The 23,450-nt window shown below is 38.2% G+C and carries 16 protein-coding genes; 4 read left to right on the top strand and 12 right to left on the bottom strand.

Going from position 1 to position 23,450, the window contains the following annotated elements:
- Window positions 1-56: 56 nt before the first annotated feature.
- Window positions 57-2,150 (bottom strand): S9 family peptidase, encoded by a 2,094-nt coding sequence (locus CXF85_RS18770; protein ID WP_101230168.1) that lies wholly within the window; start codon window positions 2,148-2,150, stop codon window positions 57-59.
- 283 nt (window positions 2,151-2,433) lie between these two features.
- On the opposite strand from CXF85_RS18770, the gene CXF85_RS18765 reads away from it, so the two are divergent.
- Window positions 2,434-2,817, top strand: coding sequence for a PAS domain S-box protein (locus CXF85_RS18765; RefSeq protein ID WP_101230167.1), 384 nt, complete (start codon window positions 2,434-2,436; stop codon window positions 2,815-2,817).
- A gap of 227 nt (window positions 2,818-3,044) precedes the next feature.
- Here CXF85_RS18765 and trhO read toward each other — a convergent pair whose 3' ends face one another.
- On the bottom strand, window positions 3,045-4,100 hold the full coding sequence (trhO, locus tag CXF85_RS18760; RefSeq protein ID WP_101230166.1) for an oxygen-dependent tRNA uridine(34) hydroxylase TrhO: 1,056 nt from the start codon (window positions 4,098-4,100) through the stop codon (window positions 3,045-3,047).
- Between the two features lie 549 nt (window positions 4,101-4,649).
- Between trhO and CXF85_RS18755 the strand changes: the two genes are divergently transcribed.
- Entirely contained in the window at window positions 4,650-5,189 is a 540-nt protein-coding gene (locus CXF85_RS18755) for a hypothetical protein (protein ID WP_101230165.1), read from the top strand.
- Between the two features lie 2 nt (window positions 5,190-5,191).
- On the opposite strand, the gene CXF85_RS18750 is transcribed toward CXF85_RS18755, so the two are convergent.
- The 5 genes from CXF85_RS18750 to CXF85_RS18730 form a co-directional block, all read right to left on the bottom strand.
- Window positions 5,192-6,562, bottom strand: coding sequence for a sensor histidine kinase (locus tag CXF85_RS18750; RefSeq protein WP_101230164.1), 1,371 nt, complete (start codon window positions 6,560-6,562; stop codon window positions 5,192-5,194).
- Window positions 6,563-6,584: 22 nt separating this feature from the next.
- Window positions 6,585-8,015 (bottom strand): sigma-54-dependent transcriptional regulator, encoded by a 1,431-nt coding sequence (locus CXF85_RS18745; RefSeq protein WP_442871882.1) that lies wholly within the window; start codon window positions 8,013-8,015, stop codon window positions 6,585-6,587.
- Between the two features lie 103 nt (window positions 8,016-8,118).
- Complete coding sequence (locus tag CXF85_RS18740; RefSeq protein ID WP_101230163.1) at window positions 8,119-10,614, bottom strand: FtsX-like permease family protein; 2,496 nt, start codon at window positions 10,612-10,614, stop codon at window positions 8,119-8,121.
- Between the two features lie 58 nt (window positions 10,615-10,672).
- Window positions 10,673-11,410, bottom strand: a complete 738-nt coding sequence (locus CXF85_RS18735; RefSeq protein WP_101230162.1) for an ABC transporter ATP-binding protein — start codon at window positions 11,408-11,410, stop codon at window positions 10,673-10,675.
- Between the two features lie 9 nt (window positions 11,411-11,419).
- A complete protein-coding gene (locus CXF85_RS18730; RefSeq protein WP_101230161.1) occupies window positions 11,420-12,676 on the bottom strand; it encodes an efflux RND transporter periplasmic adaptor subunit in 1,257 nt (418 codons plus the stop codon).
- A gap of 570 nt (window positions 12,677-13,246) precedes the next feature.
- Between CXF85_RS18730 and CXF85_RS18725 the strand changes: the two genes are divergently transcribed.
- Window positions 13,247-16,054 (top strand): bifunctional aconitate hydratase 2/2-methylisocitrate dehydratase, encoded by a 2,808-nt coding sequence (locus CXF85_RS18725; RefSeq protein WP_101230160.1) that lies wholly within the window; start codon window positions 13,247-13,249, stop codon window positions 16,052-16,054.
- A 151-nt stretch (window positions 16,055-16,205) separates the two neighbouring features.
- Here the strand turns inward: CXF85_RS18725 and CXF85_RS18720 are convergent, their stop codons facing one another.
- Window positions 16,206-16,583 (bottom strand): hypothetical protein, encoded by a 378-nt coding sequence (locus CXF85_RS18720; RefSeq protein WP_101230159.1) that lies wholly within the window; start codon window positions 16,581-16,583, stop codon window positions 16,206-16,208.
- Window positions 16,584-16,666: 83 nt separating this feature from the next.
- A complete protein-coding gene (locus CXF85_RS18715; RefSeq protein ID WP_101230158.1) occupies window positions 16,667-17,734 on the bottom strand; it encodes an energy transducer TonB in 1,068 nt (355 codons plus the stop codon).
- Between the two features lie 555 nt (window positions 17,735-18,289).
- Here CXF85_RS18715 and CXF85_RS18710 point away from each other — a divergent pair.
- Window positions 18,290-18,982, top strand: coding sequence for a hypothetical protein (locus CXF85_RS18710; protein WP_101230157.1), 693 nt, complete (start codon window positions 18,290-18,292; stop codon window positions 18,980-18,982).
- A 129-nt stretch (window positions 18,983-19,111) separates the two neighbouring features.
- Here the strand turns inward: CXF85_RS18710 and CXF85_RS18705 are convergent, their stop codons facing one another.
- The 3 genes from CXF85_RS18705 to aceF form a co-directional block, all read right to left on the bottom strand.
- Window positions 19,112-19,990, bottom strand: coding sequence for a GGDEF domain-containing protein (locus CXF85_RS18705; protein WP_101230156.1), 879 nt, complete (start codon window positions 19,988-19,990; stop codon window positions 19,112-19,114).
- A gap of 256 nt (window positions 19,991-20,246) precedes the next feature.
- The gene (lpdA, locus tag CXF85_RS18700) at window positions 20,247-21,680 is read right to left on the bottom strand and encodes a dihydrolipoyl dehydrogenase (RefSeq protein ID WP_101230155.1); all 1,434 of its coding nucleotides are present in this window, start codon (window positions 21,678-21,680) and stop codon (window positions 20,247-20,249) included.
- A gap of 100 nt (window positions 21,681-21,780) precedes the next feature.
- Window positions 21,781-23,433, bottom strand: a complete 1,653-nt coding sequence (gene aceF, locus CXF85_RS18695; protein WP_198555696.1) for a dihydrolipoyllysine-residue acetyltransferase — start codon at window positions 23,431-23,433, stop codon at window positions 21,781-21,783.
- Window positions 23,434-23,450: the final 17 nt, after the last annotated feature.

Below are 23,450 nucleotides of genomic sequence, written 5' to 3'. Positions count from 1 at the left end.
TAAAAAAGGCACATTAACCTAAGTTAATGTGCCTTTTTCGTTTCACTTTTCAGTGATTATTTTTGAGTATACTTGTCTAACCATTTGAATACTTCTGCGTACCAAACCACTAAATTGTCAGGTTTACGAATGTGGTGATCTTCATCTGGGAACATCACTAAACGGCTATCAATACCTTTACGCTGTAAGGTAGTAAATGCACCTAAGCTTTGCGCGTAGGGCACACGATAATCTAATTCACCTTGAATCACTAACATAGGCGTTTGCCAATTATTAACATAAGCAGACGGGTTAAATTTAGAGTAATCAGGGCTTACCTTGCCTTTAGCATTGCCACTTTCTTTACCCCATGAAGGACCACCCATATCATATTCAGGGAACCATAGTTCTTCAGTAGATTGATAAAAGCTTGGCATGTCGTATAAACCAGCGTGATTGATCAAACATTTAAAACCAGTAGGCCAGTTTCCAGCAATCCAATTCATCATGTAACCACCGTAAGACGCACCTAATGCACACGCATTATCGCCATCTAACCAAGGTTGGTCTTTTACGATAAAGTCTAAACCTTTTTGTAAATCTTCTAATGGCTTACCACCCCAATCTCGACTGATTGAATGGGTAAATTCTTGTCCGTAACCAGTAGAACCATGGAAATCGACCATAACAACACCATAACCCTGTGCTGCCCATAATTGAGCATTCCAGCGGTAATGGAACATGTTACCAAAACTACCTTGTGGGCCACCATGTACTAAAAATGCGATTGGATATTTTTTTCCTTCTTCAAAGTTAGCTGGCTTTAACCAGTAACCGTGCACAGTTTCATCATTCCAACCTTTAAAGTTAAATTGTTGATAATCAGCAAACTTTACTGTGCCAAGCTTATCTTTATTGATATCAGTTAATTGGACTAAATCATCACCATGGTTATCAATTGAAAAAACATCTTTCGGTGAATTTAACGTATGGCGGGTAAAGTAAACTTTATTACCATGACTTGAGATATCACCCGTGCTACCGATATTATAAATTCTTCGTACTTCATCAAATTCAGGGGTAATAGAGAAAATACTTTTTTGGCCAACATCTTGTGCTACAACATAGACAGATTTGTTATCCGGTGAAAAAGCCAAGCTACTGATTGAACGATCCCAATCACTGGCAACTGCACGGGTTTTTCCTGTTCTGTTATCACGTAACTGTAAAGTAAACTTATCAGCTTCATAACCAGGTGTTTTCATTGCTCTATAAGCAAGAAAGCGACCGTTAGATGAATAAACAGGACTCGTATCCCATGCGGTATTCTTTTCAGTAATATTAGTTAGTCTATAAGCAATAACTTCATCTGCTTTTACTTTAGGTAAAGCGACTTCGAAGATATCAAAATTAGTTGTCCAAGCATGATCTTTAGCTTGGTCTTTACTTGATGAGTCTTTTGCTGAAAAGGCTAAAGATATAGCCTCAGGGTGAATACTTACTTGGCTAATACCAGCAAAATCACTTTGCCAGTTTGGCATAATATCTTGAGCATGCGTAAGCTGACCGTCTTGATTTACATGACCAACAAATAAATGCTCTTTATATTCTGTAGTCCAGGTATCCCAATGACGAACCATCAACTGGTCATAGGCACGGATATTATATTTCTTCTCTTTATCGGCTTTCTTTGCTTCAACAGTACAAGCTAACGTTGCACAATTAGGCTTAACAGTAAAAGACAAAGCAAATACTTGACCATTTTTAGATAATTTAAAGCCGTTAACCCCTACCGGAAAATCAGATATTTGCTTCGCTGTTGTTGCGAGTAAACCTTGCTGCCAAATCTGACTACTACCACTACGTGATGAGAGGAAATAAACAGATTTCCCATCATCTGCCCAAACAACATTACTTTCAGATTTTTCATGGCTAGTCAGTTGAGTGATGTCACCTGTTTTAATATTTTGTCTATATAAGTGATTGTCTGTTGAGCTACTGCCTTTTTTCAACCCATAAACAAGTACATCACCTTGAGGAGACAAAGCGACATCGTGTAATTGGTTCAATTGGTTTAGCTTTTCAACAGTAAACACTTCGCTAGTGCTTTGCGCATTAGCGGCTACTGATGCTGCAAGAGATATTGCGGCAAAGGTTAATAGTTTTTTCATCATCGTTCTTATGTAAAACAGCTAGATTGTGAGTGCAGCAAGAATATACAATCTGCAAGTTATAAGCAATATGGCTGAGATAGTTGATATGTCTAACCTTGTAAACTAAAGCACCCGTTTTTATAAAAACAATACCAGCTGAGACCTCAACAACAATATTAGTGATAATGTTGTGCCATAGTGAACTTTATCATAGGGGAAACTTAATACTGCAATAGCCAATGGCAGCTATACTTAAAACGTTTCCCTCACGAAACCAACTATTTTCATATTTGGAGTTAAAATGTTCACAGAAAATCCTGTTGATTTCATCGAAAAATCTTCTATTGGCATTCATGCAGTATCCCCTGATGGAGTTATTAAATATGCCAATCAATTTGAATTGGACATTCTAGGATATAGCAAGGGTGAGTATATTGGTCACCATGTATCCGAATTTCAGATAGATAAAGATTGCCTAAATGCGATGATGACAAGACTGAAAAGGTTTGAAAAACTTTTAAATTATCCTGCCAAAGTAAATGGAAAAAATCAAATAAAGTATATTATTTACAACTCAAGTGTATATGAATCAGAAGGGGTATTTATACATACACGCTGTTTTGGTAATGAAGTGTCAAAAGAGATTTATGATGTTTTTTATGACGAATATAAAAGACGAGCTTAGAAGTAATAGTGTGGAATTAAGTAAGCTGAATGTATTCTCAAAACAGTCTTCTGCATGCTGGTTTTAGTTTCGACACTAAATCAGTAAAATAGTACGGTGACTCTATAACTAATCAATCTGTTAATTAGTTATAGCAAACATTATGCCTAGTAATTCCAATAAAAAACGCCAATTTGAATATCAAACTGGCGTTTTTTATAAAATATATTTACTACTAAATGTAGCTTTTATTTAGAGGATTGTTTCGCTTTTTTATCATTTTTTTCTTGGCGACGTTCTTCAATGATGTTTTGAATATCACCACCTATGTGGCTCTCACCACGTTCTTCAGCTAACGTAATTTGGCGTTGACGTTCGGCATAGCGATTACGTTGTTCGTCGGTAACTTTGTCATGACAACGATGACAGCTTACGCCTTTAACGTAATGTTCACTTTCTTTTTCCGCTTCGGTTAACGGGAAACGACAAGCAAAACATTGATCGTATTGGCCTTGTTCTAATTCATGATTAACCGCAACGCGACCATCAAAAACAAAACACTCACCTTCCCACATTGTTTCTGTACTTGGTATTTCTTCAAGGTACTTTAAGATGCCACCTTCAAGATGATAAACCTCTTCAAAACCTTGTTCTTTAAGGTATGCGGTAGATTTTTCACAACGAATACCGCCAGTACAATACATAGCAACTTTCTTATGCTTGTTTTTATCTAGGTTCTTTTCAACGTAAGCAGGGAATTCACGAAATGTTTCTGTATTCGGGTTAATAGCATTTTTAAAGGTGCCTATTTCAATTTCGTAATCATTACGTGTATCAACCAATAACACTTCAGGATCAGAAATTAAGGCATTCCAATCTTTTGGCTTCACATAAGTACCAACCACTTGGTTAGGATCAATACCTTCAATCCCCATAGTGACGATTTCTTTTTTCAATTTCACTTTAGTACGGTGAAATGGATTTTCTTCGCTGTAAGATTCTTTATGAGAAATGTTATCTAAACCTGGCTGTTCACCTAGAAAAGCCATTACCGTATCAATACCTGCTTGTGGGCCAGCGATAGTACCGTTGATACCTTCTGCCGCTAATAATAAGGTGCCTTTAACATCAACACTGACCATTTTATTTGATAGTGGCTCACGTAAAGCTTCAAACGTCTCTAAACGAACGAACTTATATAATGCACAAATGGTAATAGCGTTAGTTGATGATTTTTTTGAGGTGATTTTTGCTGCTACTTTTGCTGTAGCAGATGCTGATGAATTATTTTCTGATGAACTCATGGTCTCTCCATTGAACTAGCTGGAACGTAAATCCAGTGCTTTAGATTAAATTTTTAAAATCGATTACTTAAAGTTAATGACTTAAAGTTAATTACTTCAAATCGATTATTAAAATGAATAATAAACGTAATTTATTGCTTCCCGAATAACGTATCTAATAACTAACGGGTAACTACCGAATAACTTCCGAGTAGCACAGCTAAGTCACGTTTTTAGGGAGGCATATTTTAGCAGAATTAATTGGTAATGAACATAGCTCACTAATCGAGCGAACTATGAGGCAGGCTTATGGAACATGTTTGTTACTTTTTTTAGCGATTAGAAAGCCTAACGGTTAGCCCATTAAACTCAAACCTAAAATATCAAGGTCGATGTCGGTAGAGGGGTTCTTTAATATTGATAAAGAAGATTATACTATTAAGTTATCGGAACACACTTTCCATCAATTAAAGACGACTAGTTATTATGGAAGAGGGGCTCAGTTAAATGCAATTAAACAGTATACTAATCCACGGTGATAAAATAGTCATTGAATTGAGGGAGTAGCGGATGAATATGGATTTAATTAAGGCCATTTTTTATGCTGGCTTACCTGTTCAGATATTCACGTTTATAATGGTGTATTATGCCTATCATAAAGGCTATCTTACCTCTAATGTAAATATTCGAGATGCTTTCAAAGATAAAAAGAATCCCAATAAAAAACTATCAAAAGCAAACAGAAAAAGTTTACTCTTTTTACATTCTAAATGGGTTACTTTTGGAGGCGGATTTTATGGCCTACTTGCACTATTAACCTTTGTTTATATCGAATTAGAACAAACGGTTCAGTTTTTAATTCATGCGACAGGTTGGCAATCATTTGCTAATTTACTCACCTTTCATGCCATTCTCGGTATGATCATTGAATCTTTTATGAATATGATCCAATCATTGTTATGGTTTAGTTTTTGGCCTGATGTATTTGATATGGAGAACATTGTCGTTTGGTTCATTGCTGCCTATATCGGTTATCGCTTTGGTGCTAATTTAGCGCAACGTTATATTCTACATCTAGAAAAGTGCCAAGATGAACGTCTCAAACACTAAAGTTAGTCATGAATAGGTAAAACGATACAAGCTAGTGCACCTTGGCTTTCAGCTCTATTTGTTAAGGCCAAGCTACCACCATGATTAACTATAATTTGTCGGCTAAAGACTAGCCCTATGCCACAACCATCGTCTTTAGTGGTATAGAATGGCACAAAAATATTATCGGCATTATTTATACCTGTTCCTTGATCATTTATATTGATCTCTACAATGTCACCTTTTTGCTGCCAATCAATGGTAATTTGCCCAGTGCTATTTTCCAACATAGCTTGATGAGCATTTTTAATTAAGTTTACCAATACTTGTTGTAGCTGTTTTTCATCGGCGTAAATAACTAACGACTGACCTGATAAGGTAATATTGTAATCATCAAAAAGTAATAACATCGACTTTAACAGGTTAGCCAAATCGAACAGGGATTTCTCTGGCTTAGGCAGACTACTAAATTCTTGATAGCGTAATAAAAATTCATTAAGTGATTGTGCGCGTTCAGCAATAACCGCTAACCCTTCTTCTAAGTCATCAAAAAGATCATGCTCTTCAAGTGCGTTACCCTGCGTAGTTATTGAATTTTTATGATTAGTAATCAAACGTATTAAGGTATCACTAAGCGAAGCAATGGGCGTTAATGAATTATTTATTTCATGGCTCAATACACGTAATAATTTTTGCCAAGCTTGTCTCTCTTCTTCATGTAATAATTTTTGAATATCAGTGATGAACACTAACTTGTGTCTGTCACCCTGCTCAAAATACTCATCGGTGTGAATAAAGACTTTTTTCTTATGCGCTTTTATTTCAAACTCAGTAACTTGACGACTTTCGTTCGTTAATACATCTTGTAAACCTATAGTGCTAATAGGCCAGCCTGCTACTTCATCGAATCGACAAGAAAACAGTTTTTCTGCGGCAGGATTCATTAAGATGATATTGCTGCTTTTATTAACAGCGACAATCGCAACATCTATTTGTTTAATCACGATATCTAATAATACTTGTCGCTCTTTACTGATCAGTTCTTGTTCTGCTAACTTTGAGGACAAACCATTAAAGACATGATTAAATTCTCTCAACGCCCCTTCCCCTTCGAAGTGGTTTGCTCTAATGCTATGGTCACCGGCTTGCATTGCCGTGATGAGATTGGTTGAGGTTCTTAATTGAAAGGCGACTTTTTGGCGAATTAAAAAAGCACCATAGAGAATGCTAACTAACAGTAAAAACATCAGCATAATTTTTAAAAATATTGATAACTCATGGGTATATAAGGCATAAGATAAAAAGACCATAGGTAATAGCCCTATAAATAAGGCTATACGTAAGAGTTGCTGTTCAAACGAGGTTGTCGCTGACGCTTTGTTATTTTTTTTCATTCGTGCTGAAACCACCCACAGTTTACAGTTTATGTTTTTCTATGCGACGATAGTAAGAACTTCGACTTAACCCTAATGATTCCGCCGTTTCATGACTGTTATTATTATAACGAGCCAATCTGTCGACGATGATTTGCCTTTCTATCACCTCTAAAGTGTCATTTTTGCTATCCACACCAGGGCAATCTAGTCCATTGTCATTTAAAGCCAATAATTGAAGTTCAAGCCCAAGGTCGGCTAATGTGATGATTTGATCCTGACTCAGAAATATCGCGCGCTCCATCATATGACTTAATTCACGAATATTTCCTGGCCATTGATACTGAGTTAACCCTGCGATGGCCTCATCAGAAATTTCATGACTTTCCATGCCATACTTCAGTGCATATTGTGATAAAAATTGCTGGGCTAAGGGCAGTATATCGGCAATACGCTCTCGCAATGGTGGGATAGTAATTTCGACAGTATTAATACGGTAAAGTAAATCTTGTCTAAATGAGCCTTGTTTTATTAACTCGGCTAATGAAGCATTGGTTGCCGAGACTAAACGCACATCTACCTGTTGAGTTTTAACACTGCCAACTTTCTCAAATTGTTTTTCTTCTAACACCCTGAGTAATTTAGCTTGTTGAGATAAAGGAATATTGGCAACTTCATCTAAAAAAATGGTGCCACCTTCTGCCAATTCAAAACGACCAATGCGCGACTCTTTAGCATCGGTAAAAGCACCTTTTACATGGCCAAACATTTCACTTTCAAACAAGCTGTCAGTTATTGCACCCATATTGACAGAAATTAAGCTCTGTTCATTTCTCGAAGAGCATTGATGTAAATAACCGGCAAACATGCTTTTACCGGTACCATTTTCACCGGTAAATAGGATATTCATATCACTTTTAGCCAACTTAGCTAGTTGTACTAATAACTGTTTCATCACGGTTGATATCGCTACAATATTTTGGCAATCAGTACTGCTTTGGGATTTAAGTAAAGCATTCTCTTGTGCTAACTTTTGCCCTGTACGGGCGATTTGATGGATATGTACCTGCGCCTGCAAAATACTTAATAGGCGATCATTAGTCCATGGCTTTTGCACAAAATCGGCGGCACCTTCTTTCATAACGTTCACCGCAAGATCAACACTGCTATAGCCTGTCATCACCACAATCGGCATATGTTCATCAAGGGCTTTCATTTTCGAAATGAGTGTTAAACCTTCTTTACCTGAGGTTGTGTCATGCTGGTAATTTAAATCGATTAACGCCACTGAAAAGCTACGCCTCGCTAACACGGTTAATAACTCAGCGGGTGAGCTTACTGCAACGACTTGATAGTTTTGCGATTTCAATAACAGTTTTAAAGTTGTAAGAATACGCGGATCATCATCAGCAATCAGTATTGAGGGAGTCATTGATGAGGAAGTTGAAGCAGTAGCTGGCGTCATGTTATCCATTTCTTTTGCGTGAGGTAAAAAGGGTTAAGCGGTATCAGGTAATACTTGACGACTTTATCAAAGTATCAGCTGATTTACCGCTAAAAGTACATTTTACTATGCACTAATCATGATGTAACGCATCGCTCGGCTCCATCAGCACAACTTTGCGTGTTGGTACATACGTGGCGACAATCACCATAATAACGATTAATAAGGGGATACCCAACAAACCAATAAGGTAACTGCCTTGGTTAATTACCATAGTATCTGTCATTTGATTAACCACCCACAGTGACAAGGTAATACCTATGCTCAAACCAATAACGAGTTGCCAAAGTGCCTTTCTCATAAATAATTGCATGATTTTACTATCGCTAGCACCAAGCGCTCTACGTACACCTATTTCTTGGGTACGTTGGCTAACACTATTAGCCGCCACTGCATAGATACCACTCGCAGCTAGAAACACTGCGATAACACCACATAATAAGAACACTTTGGAAATAGCTGACACTAGTATCATTGGTTGCGAGATTAACTCATCGTAACTTTGAATGTGATATACGGTCGCATTATTATTGACCTGATTAATCGCTTGCTGCAGTGATTTCTCAGCAAGCACTTGTGAACCAGAATAATGAATGGCCATATTAATCCAGCTAAAACCCACATTATCTAACATAAAGTATGAACTGTATTGCTCACTTGAAGTGCGCATGGCTGAACCATGAAATGTATCAGACACCACCCCTACGATTGTCTGCCAGCCGCCTTCTCTATCAACATTTCTCATGGCACGACGAACACGTTGACCAATGGCATCACCATCTGGAAAGAAGTCATTGGCGATTGATTCATTAATAATAATGGTATCAATTTCCTCGCTGATGTCGTCAAGGCTAAAATCTCTACCCTGTATAACAGTCATGCCTAAAGCATTCCAAGCACCACGAGAAGCCACCTCATTATTTGAAAAGGGATTTTCATTGTAAACAGCAGCTGCGCGGCCTTCTATTTCAAAGAAACTTGCCCCTTCGCCAGTTCCAGGCAGGCTACTCATAAAGGCAACAGCTTCAATATTAGGCATCTGTTCCAAGACATCTTGTAGATCATAATAAAATGCTGTTCTTTTAAGGGTGTCTGCTAATTCAAACTCAGTGTCTGAGCGAATTGGATAACTGCTTTCAGGTAACTCTAAGGTCGCAGTGATTCTATTCTTCGTATCAACACCATAATCAGCTTGCCCTGCAGAATAGCTAGTCGACAATAATATGGTTGCAATGACAAGTACCACACAAGAAAGAAAAATTTCACTAATCACTAATATTTGACTAGCTCTCGCTGCTTTTTTACCTTGTGAGCCACGTGTACCGTCTCTTAACACACCGTTAAAGTCGCATGATAATGCGCGCCAAGCTGGTATAAACCCTGTAATAACAATCATCGCGACAACAGATAAAACCAATAAAATGATAGCGTCAGTATCTAAACTCACCTGCCACCAAAATGGCTTCTCCTGATTTACCATAAACATCTGGTCAAAGACGGTATTACTCAGCTCTAAGCCCCAACCAGCAAACAGTACAGCTAAGAATCCGCCCACACTGCAAATGAAAATACTTTCGAGTAACATCTGTAATATTAATCGATGACGAGGTACACCCAAAGCGATGCGAATGGCTACTTCTTTAAAGCGTTCATTCACTCGGGCAAGCAATAGATTACCAACATTAATACAAGCGAGTAATAAAATGAGTACCACCACGACCCCCATGGTAATAAAGATGGAGTAAAACTGGGTGATACTCGCCTTTTTATATGGAACAGCTCTTAAGTAGCCCTCAAAATCATCAAGTCGCCAGCGCATGTTATCCGGCAAACTTTTTACCACTGTTTTATTAAGTAAAGCCAGCTCTTGAGAGAAAACATCAAACGACACATCTGTTTTCAATCGTGCATAGGAAAAAAGCCAACTACGCGAGCGGTCCGTCGGTGTTAGATATTTTTGAGCTATAGGAATCCAAATTTGTGCTGTCATGGGAAAAGCAAAACCTTGTGGCATTACACCAACAACACGGGTAGCAACGGCATCAACTAAAATACTTGTGTTTACAATATCTTTATCCGCTAAAAAGTATTGCTGCCAAACATCATACCCAAGTACGATAACAGGCTCTGCTCCTTCAAAGTGGTCTTCTGCGATAAGAGCACGGCCCATAATTGGTTTTACGCCTGAAAATTCAAAAACGTTCCATTCTATTTGAACCGCATTATACTTACGCGTAGCGGCGTTATTTTGTGGTTTACCTATAAGCGCTGTATCGTTTTCATAAATACCAAACTCATCAATTGAATCCAGTTCATTTCTTATCGTTAAGAAATCATAAGCATCAACCCCTCTTCTTGATAAATGACTCGGATCGAACTCTGCCTCAATGGAAATAACAGCTGAGTCTTTATTTAGTAATAATGGCTTAAAGACCAAACTGCTCAATAAAGAATATGTATATAAAGTCAATCCCAAACCAATGGCAACAATAAAAATGGTAAGCGCAGTAAAAGCTGGTTTTTTATGTAGCAGCCTAGCTGCATATTTTATATCAAGAGTAATAGACACCTGAAAATCCTCGTTCGAAGTTATAGAGTAACAACAAAAATGCTAAGAAATAGCGACATTACACAGCAATGGCTGTAGGTGCTTGTGTAAGTTGATCAGCAACTATCTTGCCATCAAATACCTCTATCATACGTTCAGCTCTCGCTGCTGATCGTGGATCATGGGTAACCATACAGATAGTTGCGCCTTCTTGATGTAATTGGTCAAGTAATGCCATCACTATTTGAGCATTTTTTGAGTCTAAGTTCCCCGTTGGCTCATCGGCGAGAATGATTGCTGGCTTAGCAGATATAGCACGCGCTACCGCCACACGTTGTTGTTGACCACCTGAAAGCTGCGAGGGGAAATGATGAGCTCGATGTAACATATCCACTTTGTCTAAGGCTGCATTCACCATAGCAGCACGCTGCGTTGCATCAAAGTCACTACGATAAGTCAGTGGTAATTCAATATTTTCGGCGACCGTTAAATCACTGATTAAATTAAACGCTTGAAAGATAAAACCAATTTCTTTATTTCTAATCGCTGAGCGTTCATCGCGATTTAAATCAGAGACATTGTGCCCAGCTAAGGTATAGCTACCACTGCTAGAAGTATCTAATAAGCCTAATAATGACAACAAGGTAGATTTACCACAGCCTGAAGGACCGGAGATTGACAGATACTCACCTTTATTAATGCTGAGGTTTATATTATTGATAGCATGCGTTTCTACATCATCAGTAAAAAACACCTTGGTGATATCTTTAAGCGATACTAAAGCTTGTGTTGAATTTTCTGTATTATTATTGTTCATCACGTCATCCTAATTTACGTTAATGGATTGTTGTTTTTCCCAAGCTGAAACATCGGAAATAATAATATTATTTCCTAGCGCCAAGCCGGATGTTACTTGTATATATTGTGTTGATGTTTGACCGAAGTGAATGCTCACTTTATCGGCTTGATTACCGTCTTCTGTTAGTACATAGGCAAAAGATTCACTATGCTCATTGGCAAACATAGGTCGTTTCACAAAGAGGGTATTTTCAATATTGGCAATGGCGATAACACCATTAACCGTGAGGTCTGGACGGGCATCTTTTGGCATATTCCCGATGAGTTCAATATCAACTTGTACTGAGCCATTATTAACAATGGGATCTATACGTTGAACAATGCCTTTAATCTTACTATTGCGGGTATCAACAACAACTGATTGGCCAAGTGCTACATCTTTAATTTGTTTTTCAGGGACTCTCAGTTCTGCAATGAACTCACCACTTCGCGCCAATCTTGCAAGATTACTGCCCACCAATACTCGTTGCCCTAACTCCATTGGCATGGCTTGCACAATACTGTCCATGGTGGCATGTACCTTTAACGACTCCACTTGCTGCTGCGCTCTTTGATAAATTTTATGCATCCGATTAAGTCTGGCTTGATAAGCTTTTGCTTGCGCCGTTAAGCTTTCTTTCTTTTTATTCAGACGTTTTATTTCTAACTGCCAACGTTCCTTGTATTGCGCTACATCTATTTTGACTTCTTCATGAGCAATATGTGAAACGGCAACAGTGCCTTTATCAAGCAGCGTTTTTTGAGCGTTATACGTTAAAAGGGCACGCTCATGATTAAGCTTCTCATTAATCACCGCGGCTTCTTGATCTAACAATTCTGATGCAAGCGAAGCATTTTGTGCATTAGTTTCGGCTACCATTTCTTCTAGTTGCCATTTGGTTTCTTCTAATTGCTGAACTAACTGTGGGTTAGATAATTCTAGTAACAAATCGCCCTTTGTTACTTTAGCGCCAGCCTTTATCAAAATGCGTTCAACACGTCCTTCAACATTAGTTGCTACCCAGCGAACATCTTTAGGTACTAATACACCAACGCCACGAACACTTATGTTAAATTGACCACGCTGTACTTCAGCAAGCAGTAATTCAAATTTATCAACATGATATGTCGATGAGTTACCTGATAGATTAATGATCAATACCAAGGAAACGACGCTGATTGCTGCAATATAAAACCATTTTTTAATCTTAATTTTGTTCTTCTGCTTTGAGCGAACAATATCCATAAATAAGCCAATTAGTAAATCATAGGCTGATTAGAGCAATCGTTATACCAATAATTAAATAACTCTGTAATACATGGAGTTAGTTAAAAATCAGTTACATGTAGGTAGTTTTCGTCTCGATATCGAGACGAGTTTATTTGAAAGGAATTTCGATTTCGAGATTGGCTTTGATGGTATTAAGAAAATATTTAGCTGCTGATGCTATTTGAAATGGTGGGTTTTGCTAATTAATCAACCAAAAGCGCTACTGTAAATTGACATCGGTAATGCTCTCTTCAGACTTTTTTGATAACTGTACTTGTTACAAGTTCAATAAATTAGCATGGTTACTGTGACTATAGGTGAGTACTAGCGACTGAAAAATAGTGAAACTTAACAACAAGAAAAATTCACATGGGATCTGATCATACCACTATAACTATTTCTTCTACCAACCATAAGCAATGTGAATAGTGCTTATTTAAGCAAATGATTAGTAGTACATAGAAAATCAGGTAAAATAGGGGCAAAAATTTGTCCCAGCTAATCGCAATATTATTAGCATCTTATAATTGCCTGAGAGAGTATCAAATGAGTTTATATTTAGAATACATCAAAGAAATTGAAAGTCGTAAAAATGATCTAGCATTGGCTCCTTTGCCAATTGATGGCGCTGAGTTATTATCTGAAATTATTGCTCAAATTAAAGATTCAGGAAACGAGTACAGAGCAGATTCCCTAAACTTTTTCATTTACAACACCTTACCGGGTACTACTAGTGCTGCCGGTGTTAAAGCTGCATTCCTAAAAGAAATTATCTTAGGTGAGTCAGTTGTTGCTGAAATTACACCTACGTTTGCTTTTGAATTGTTATCTCATATGAAAGGCGGCCCTTCAATTGTAGTGCTTCTTGATTTAGCATTATCTGATGACGCATCAGTAGCAAAACCAGCGGCAGAAGTATTAAAAACTCAAGTATTCTTATACGACGCAGATACAGCACGTCTTGAAGTCGCGTTTAAAGCAGGTAATGCACTTGCAAAAGAAATTTTAGAAAGCTACGCACAAGCGGAATTCTTCACCAAATTACCAAACGTAGAAGAAAAAGTTGAAGTAGTGACTTATATTGCTGGTGAAGGTGATATCTCAACTGACTTACTTTCTCCTGGCCATCAAGCGCATTCTCGTGCCGATCGTGAATTACACGGTAAGTGTATGAGCACTCCAGAAGCTCAAGCAGAAATACTTGCATTACAAGTTAAGCATCCTAATGCAAAAGTGATGTTAATTGCTGAAAAAGGCACTATGGGTGTTGGTTCATCTCGTATGTCGGGCGTTAACAACGTTGCACTATTGGCCGGTAAAAAAGCAAGCCCATACGTACCATTCATTAACATTGCACCGGTAGTTGCTGGTACTAATGGCATTTCGCCAATCTTCTTAACTACCGTTGATGTAACTGGTGGTATTGGTCTTGACCTTAAAAACTGGGTTAAGAAAATAGATGCTAGCGGCAACACAGTTGCTGATGCAAATGGTGATGCAGTTTTAGAAGAAGCTTACTCAGTAGCAACTGGTACTGTGTTAACTATTGATACCAAAGCGAAGAAATTATACAACGGTGACAAAGAGCTTGCGGATATATCTTCAGCCTTTACGCCACAGAAAGTAGAATTCATGAAAGCTGGTGGTTCTTACGCGGTAACATTTGGTAAAAAATTACAAACGTTCGCAGCTGAAACACTTGGCGTAGCAACACCACCTGTATACGCAACGTCAAAAGAAATTTCACATGAAGGTCAAGGTTTAACGGCCGTTGAAAAAATATTTAATAACAACGCTGTTGGTGTAACATCTGAAACACCATTACATGCTGGTTCAGATGTTCGTGTAAAAGTGAATATTGTTGGCTCTCAAGACACGACAGGTCCTATGACATGTCAAGAACTTGAAGCAATGGCAGCATCTACTATTTCTCCATTGGTTGATGGTGCATATCAGTCTGGTTGTCATACAGCGTCAGTTTGGGATAGCAAAGCTAAAGCTAACATTCCTAAACTAATGAGTTTCATGAATAAATTCGGCCTTATCACTGCACGTGATCCTAAAGGCGAATATCATGCAATGACTGATGTTATTCATAAAGTATTAAATGATATTACTGTAGACGATCGCGCAATCATCATTGGTGGTGACTCGCATACTCGTATGTCTAAAGGTGTAGCCTTTGGTGCTGACTCGGGTACAGTTGCAATTGCGCTAGCCACAGGTGAATCGGCTATGCCAATCCCTGAGTCTGTAAAAGTTACTTTTAAAGGTAATATGCAAGGCCACATGGATTTCCGTGACGTAGTTCACGCGACTCAAGCACAAATGCTTAAGCAATTTGGTGGTGAAAACGTATTCCAAGGACGTATCATTGAAGTGCATATCGGCACGTTATTAGCTGACCAAGCATTTACCTTTACAGATTGGTCTGCAGAGATGAAAGCTAAAGCGTCTATCTGTATTTCTGAAGATGAAACATTAATTAAATCACTTGAGCTTGCTAAGAGCCGTATCCAAATCATGATCAACAAGGGTATGGAAAACGAAGCGAAAACACTTAACGGTTTAATCGCATTAGCTGACAAACGCATCGAAGGCATTAAATCAGGTGAAACTCCTGCATTAGCACCAGATGATAACGCTACCTACTACGCAGAAGTCGTGATTGATTTAGATGTTATCGACCAGCCAATGATTGCTGATCCAGATGTTAACAACGCAGACGCTTCTAAACGTTACACGCATGATGTTATTCGCCCTGTTTCATTCTACGCTGATAAATCAGTTGATTTAGGTTTTGTTGGTTCTTGTATGGTTCACAAAGGCGATATGCAAATCATCGCTCAAATGTTCCGTAATATGGAAGAACAAGGTAATAAAATAGAATTTAAAGCACCATTAGTTGTTGCGCCACCAACGTATAACATTGTTGATGAGCTTAAAGCTGAAGGCGATTGGGATATTTTACAGAAGTATTCAGGTTTTGAATTTGATGATGCTGTGCCTAAAAACGCTGCACGTACTAAGTATGAAAACATCATGTACTTAGAACGCCCAGGCTGTAACTTATGTATGGGTAACCAAGAAAAAGCGGAACCAGGCGACACGGTTATTGCCACATCTACACGCTTATTCCAAGGTCGTGTTGTTGCAGATACTGCAGAGAAGAAAGGTGAATCACTTCTTGGCTCTACACCGTTAGTTGTACTTTCAACTATGCTGGGTCGTTTCCCAACAATCGAAGAGTACAAGTCTGCTGTAGAAGGTATCGATTTAACTCGATTTTCTCCGCCTACACATGCAATGACTACTAAGTACACTGCACCAGCAGTACCGATTAAAGTTGTATAAATCTTTGTTAGTGAGTTAATAAGCTGAATTAGCTCTATTAACTAAATAGCATAAAGCAGAATAAAAAAGGGTTACTTAACTTTTGTTAAGTAACCCTTTTTCTTTTTACAACTCGCGAAGTTAGTCCTTCCCCGCACGAGTATTCACAACGTTATTTTTTCATTGCACACTCAAGCCTAGCGGTTAGGTTTGGCATAATAAAATTAGGTGAGGCACGCGGATAATCAAAACTCTCGACACCCGTAATTAACTCTAATTTGTAACCATAACTACCGCAAATTAAGTAACCTCGACGTAATAAAAAAGCCGACAAACGTTCAAAGCTAACCTTATTGTTGGGAATAACTTCTAGTAGGTAATGATTTTCATCAAATTCAGTTTTTTTAAACTGTAGCTGGTGATCAAAATCCCACTCGGTTTTCGCCTGACCTAAAACACCTTTACTGGGTGCTGCACAAGCGACTAGCAAGCAAAAACATAGTGTTGTTATGCTATTTTGTAATACCGATTTAGCTGTTGTACTTATCACAGCGATTATCCTTATAACTGTTTTTATCAGCTTATAAAAAATATTTAAATAAATACTAAGCTAAAGTAATGAGAGTAGAGTAATTAGGTACCTAGCGGATGCTCAATAAGTTTAAAACTAGTTTTTGGCTCACCATAAACATAAATACTGCAATTTTCCCAACTAGCTGGCAACTTCCAAGTATTATCTTCTTCAATGGTATAAACATGACGTTTGTTGACACAGCGAACATCTAAAGTATGTAAAGAGCCGTCAACGTTTGTTAATGAAAATTCATTTCTCACTAAATCAGCAGTCCAAAAGTCATTGCCTTTGATGTCTGCAAGTCTTATCAAATCTCCATCACTAGCTACAGCCGCATCAACCTTTGCCATAATTTTATCAAGCTTGCCTAGGTGTGGCTTAGCTGAGTCCAATTTAATCAGCCGATTATAGGTATTATGCGCGGCTCTGAATTCATTAAACTCAACTTGTAAAATAAACATCTGGTATAAGATTGATAACTCTTGTTTTTCATCGTCCTGGCGAACAAAACTTTTCGCTATTCGAGATAAATGAAACAACTGCTTTTCTTTATTACCTTTAGCTTTTTCATATTCCGCTGCCAACATATGCATATAATTATGCTCAGATAAGTGCATTGATTTACGCTTCATCATTAAAGCTAACTGCGTATCAACTTCTTTATAGTCTTGTTCTTCCAGTGCTTTTTTAGCTTTTTTATATTTAATGATAAACCTTCTAGAAACACCTACCGTTCCTTCAGAAGCTGATTCACCCATCTTAAAATCCATACGCACCGTATTAACACATTGCTGAATTGCCTTGCCATTCTCAAAGGCTGGCTTGTATCGCCATTTTTTTGCCGCTTTGATAGCCTCTTTGGCAAAATCGTTACTACCTGAGGTATCTTTTACCAATACGTTACTAACATCACCTTCTTTATCAATTACAAAGCTGAGCTCTGCCCAACCTTCTCGGCCACTTCTCGCTGCATTTATTGGGTATTTAGGCGCAATACGTACAATTGGCTCGGGACTAACGATGGTAGAAAGGTGTTTAGATAATTCCACCGCATTGCTCGGTGAAGCTAACGCACAAGCTAGTGCTAGCGTAGCGAGTGAGGCTACTTTTGATAGGGAGTAACGCATATAACAAAGTCCTTTTAAGTTTTAGAAATGAAACTCTAGATATTAACACTTATGTAACAGTTTTTGCATACTAGCATTTTCTCGCAACTGTAAACATAAAAAACCAATGACGGGGTAAATAGCTGGCTTTTATGTCGCTCAATAGTTTGTATCCTTAAACATATATTTTTCTCTGCTTTCTCATTAGGTAAGTCAATGATTAGACAATCAAAGCTTCCTACTGCTAAGGAAATTGATTTATCCAACGTTAAGTGAAGATAAAAAACGACGTCGACCGAACAAATGAAAAAAAATAGTGACTCATGGTCAAGAACGGGTATTATAATCAGTCAAAATAAATTAAGATTTTTGTACTTTTATATCAAAATGTTTCACAATACTAACTTGATAACGTTGTAATTATTAACTATTGGTTAAAGCTGCTTTAATACAACGTAATAAAAGCTAGAGAAATAGCAATATCTTACTTTAGCGTAGGTCAGTGCGAATAGGCTTTCATTAATCCAATAGTGAACTATTGGTGGCAAACTAAATAATAATAAGAAGAATAATAGTATGCAAACGTATCAATTTTTTTCCTGCCGATACTTATTCAGTAGTTTTTTAACTAAAGAGAATAGTAAAATTGACAGTAAAGTTAAGACTACCAACTACAAAAACACCTTACTATTTATCCGCACTATAACCTTCACAGGACTGAGCGTACTGGCTATATTTAGTACCACGGCAAACGCTGTATCAATAACCGCAGATATGAGCCCTGAAGTGATCACTGAATATAATAAACAGTTAGCTCTTCAAGATTGGCCAGCGATGCACACTAAGCTAGCCCTGATGGATAATCCTTACTCAAAACTTCACAAAGTCATCAGAAAAAAACTTAAAAAAGAAGCGCCTGAAGGTAAAAGACGACGCTTAATGACAAAAGAAGAAAGCATGCTAACGGCGAAAAAGAAGCGCTTTGATTATTGCCAAGCATCAGTCAGCTTTTTTGTCGATTTCTCAGAAAGAGCACAGACGTTATCCACAGTAGAACAAAACCCACTTTCTGAAGATGCACTGATGAAAGGCAATGGCGTTGAGTACCCCTTTACTAAAGAGCAAACCAATAGTGCCAACTTTAGACCTACGCAAATAGCGCTCACACTAGGCTGGAAGTACAAAGGTAAAGGTAAACAATATGCAGAGGCATTTCTGGCAAGCTGTTTAGCTATTCCGGTTAGCTTGTATTATAAAGAAGATAAATAAATGGTGAGGATGCACTCAGGTTGTTGTTATTGAAACAGCCTCCTTATTGGATATTTAGCTTTGTTTAACATGGTTAATTGCACAAATTTTGTTGCTGGGTCAAAACAACCAGTTACTCAAAAAACTGCTTTAAATAATCACTCCACTATTAACAACTACGCAATTACGTCCTTTCGATTTTGCTTTATATAATGCTTTATCTGCGCGGTCTATTGCTGTGTCGAGTCTAATGCTGCTATTGACGTTATAAATACCAATGCTTATCGTACATTGCACGCTTTCACCTTCATATTGAAAAACCAGCTGTTCAATGAACTTACGCAGAGACTCAGCAGTAACTAAAGCCTCTTCATTCATAACATCATTGAGGTAAAGTAAAAATTCCTCTCCGCCCCAACGAGCTAGAATATCATTAGCCCTTATATGAGACTTTAACTCTTGAGCTACGCCCTGTAATACAACATCACCTAGTGTATGACCATAGGTATCGTTGACTGCTTTGAAATGATCGATATCCATTATTAAAAAAGCACCTTGAATGCCTTCCTCTTGCTTAGATTTAGGATTCATCCTCTTAAAAAAAGCATGGCGATTAAATAGCCCTGTTAAATGATCAGTTTCAGCCTTTAGCTCCAACTTTTGTATGAAGCTGCGATGTAAAACAATCCAATTATGAATACCTACACATAACAAAACAAACCCAATTGTTTGAATATAGTCATCAATGTTTGTGATTCCTACAGTACTATTAATAAAGAATTCTTCTAATATATCCATAAAAGCGTATATATAATAAAAGGCTGAGCCTGAAAGCATTAGCCAGTAAACATCTGGGTAGGGTCTTAGTTGTCGGATATAATACATAACAGCAAGACAAGCAAGCAGCATAGTAAACTCAGCGATAAACTCAACTGTATCTGTTGGCCATGAACCATTACCAAGATATATATTATAAAGAAACATAACTATTGAGAGTAAGACGATGGAATGTTGGGCTATATATTTCATACAGTACCTTCTACCAATGACGATTCAACGCGGATACCGTGTTGTGAAATAAGTCAGTTATGAACAAATTGTAGGCTTGAAAACAATATGCTTTAAGCATAGCAATCAATTTCAATAACAATCGGTTATTACGAAAATTTAGCAGAAATAAATACGATATACAGCTCATTCTTAACACAAAAAAGCCAGTTACTTTATGCAAGTAACTGGCTTTTCATCATCATTTTTCATTAGCTTTACGCTAAGCTAAACAAGTTTATTTTTTTCTTTTTACTGCTTTAGCGTTAGGTAAATCAGTGATAGAACCTTCAAAGATTTCTGCCGCTAAGCCAATTGACTCGTTTAACGTTGGGTGAGCATGGATAGTTAAACCAATATCTTCTGCGTCAGCGCCCATTTCAATAGCTAAACAAATTTCACCAAGCATTTCACCGGCATTGATACCAACAATAGCACCACCAAGTATACGGCCTGATTCTTTTTCGAAGATTAACTTAGTTTTACCTTCAGTACGTGCAGAAGCGATAGCACGACCAGAAGCAGCCCAAGGGAAGTTAGCAATTTCGATGTTTAAACCTTGCTCTTTCGCTTCAGATTCAGTTACACCAACCCAAGCCATTTCTGGATCTGTGTAAGCGATTGAAGGGATACAACGTGGTTCGAATGTATGCTTCTTACCTGAAATCACTTCAGCAGCACAATGTGCTTCATGAACGGCTTTATGCGCAAGCATAGGTTGACCAACAACATCGCCGATAGCGAAGATGTGTGGCACGTTAGTACGAAGTTCGTTCGTTACATTGATGAAACCACGTTCATCAACATTTACGCCTGCTTTATCAGCAGCAACTAAGTGACCGTTTGGCTTACGACCAACAGCAACTAAAATCTTGTCGTAACGTACTTGTTCAGCTGGTGCTTTTTTACCTTCAAAAGTAACGTATAAACCGTCATCTTTTGCTTCAACAGCAACAACTTTAGTAGACAACATAATGTTGAATTTTTTCTTGTTGTAGTTGTTATAAACTTTAACAATATCTTTATCAGCTGCTGGTACTAATTGATCAGCAAACTCAACAACAGATACTTTAGAGCCTAATGCAGCGTAAACAGTACCCATTTCTAGACCGATAATGCCGCCACCAAGTACTAACATCTCGCCAGGAACATCTTTAAGTTCTAATGCGCCAGTTGAGTCAATAACACGTGGGTCATCGTTAGGAATAAATGGTAAGTCAATTACTGAAGAACCAGCTGCGATAATAGCGTTATCAAAAGTAACAGTCGTTTTCACGCCGTCATTACCTTCAACTTCAATAGTCTTATCTGAAGTGAATTTACCGTAACCGTAAACTGTCGTTACTTTACGTGCTTTAGACATGCCGCCTAAACCGCCAGTAAGTTGAGCTACTACGCTTTCTTTCCAGCCACGAATTTTATCTAAATCGATTTCTGGCTTACCAAAAGTAACACCGTGTGAAGCCATAGCAGCCGCATCGTCAATTACTTTAGCAACGTGAAGTAATGCTTTTGATGGGATACAACCCACGTTCAAACAAACGCCACCTAATGTTTCACGGCTTTCAACTAATACTACGTCTAAACCTAAATCTGCTGCACGAAATGCTGCAGAATAGCCGCCAGGGCCTGAACCTAATACTACTACTTGAGTTTTGATATCGTTACTCATAAATTCCTCATTAAAAACTGTTGTTCTGTGTAAGTATTTTTATGGGCGAAATTCTACTCTTATGTGTTGAATTTCGCCAACTTTAATTAGTCAATATCGACTAAAGTACCAATTTACGAATGTCAGACATTACGCCAGCTAAATGCACAGTGAAACGTGCTGCTAACGCACCATCAATAACACGATGATCATATGACATAGATAACGGAAGCATTAGCTTAGGTTCAAAGTCTTTACCATTCCATTTAGGTTTCATTTCTGATTTAGAAACGCCTAAAATAGCCACTTCTGGTGCATTAACGATAGGCGTAAATGCCGTACCACCAATACCACCAAGGCTCGAAATAGTGAAACAACCACCTTGCATGTCTTGGGCTTTTAATTTGCCATCACGTGCTTTCATGCTGATTTCAAGTAATTCACGAGATAACTGATGAATACCCTTTTGGTCAACATCACGTACTACCGGAACAACCAAACCATTTGGTGTATCAACGGCAACACCAATGTGAATGTATTTCTTAAGAATTAAGCTTTCTCCGTCTTCACTCAAGCTTGAGTTAAACGTTGGGAAGGCACGTAATGCATCAGCCGCCGCTTTTAAGATAAAGACAAGTGGCGTGATTTTAAAACCAAGCTTTTGCTTTTCACAAACAACATTTTGTTCTTTACGGAACGCTTCAACGTTAGTGATATCAGCTTCATCAAATTGCGTAACATGTGGAATAGTTACCCAGTTACGATGTAAGAATGGTCCAGAAATTTTCTGAATACGTGTTAATGCTTTTGTTTCAATCTCACCAAATTTAGAGAAATCAATCGTCTTAGCACTAACAACTTGTAAACCGCCTTCACCGCTGGCAACAGAACTACCTGCATTCGCTTTCGGGCGAGATAATTCATACTTAACAAATGATTGTACATCTTCTTTTAAGATGCGGCCTTTACGACCAGTGCCTTTAACTACCGTTAAATCAACACCAAATTCACGTGCCAGACGACGGATTGAAGGTGACGTATAAATAGTCCCTTTATTCACGTTACCCGCTTGTGGATGATGTGGTACTGGTGAAGCTGTAGGTGCTGTTGTTGCAGCAACAGTAGGTGCAGCTACAGGAGCAACTTGTGCTACTGGCGCGGCGGCAACGGGTGCAGACGCAACATCACCAGCAGTTTCAAGCTTGATTACCAATGAACCTTGCTTAACTTTATCGCCAGTACTAACAAATACTTCTATAACAGTACCTGCGTGCGTAGAAGGAACATCCATGGTCGCTTTATCAGTTTCAAGGGTGATTAAGCCATCTTCTGCTTCAATGACATCACCAACACTAACTAATACTTCAATCGCTTCAACTTCGCCGTCTTCACCAATATCTGGTATTGCGATGTCAATAATCTCAGAGGCAGTCGCAACTGGAGCAACCGCTACAGGCGCAGCTTCAACAACTGGGGCTGCTGGAGCAGGAGCTTCAACAACAGCTGCAACTGGTGCTGTTTCTGGAGCAGGGGCTACTGAAGCGCTCTCCATTTCGGCAATAACATCGCCTTCTTTAATTTTATCGCCAACACTCACAGTTAAGCTAACAAGCTTACCGGCAAATGGCGCGGGAATATCCATAGAAGCTTTATCAGTTTCTACGGTAATAATACCCTCATCAGCTTCAAGCGTGTCGCCAACAGCAAAACAGATTTCGATAATTTCAACTTCATCGCCACCAACATCAGGGACTAGGATTTTTTCAATAGACATAATCGTTTCCTTTTCTC

Source organism: Colwellia sp. 75C3 (assembly GCF_002836255.1).
Taxonomy (GTDB): domain Bacteria; phylum Pseudomonadota; class Gammaproteobacteria; order Enterobacterales; family Alteromonadaceae; genus Colwellia.
This window is presented reverse-complemented; position numbering and strand designations above follow the sequence as displayed.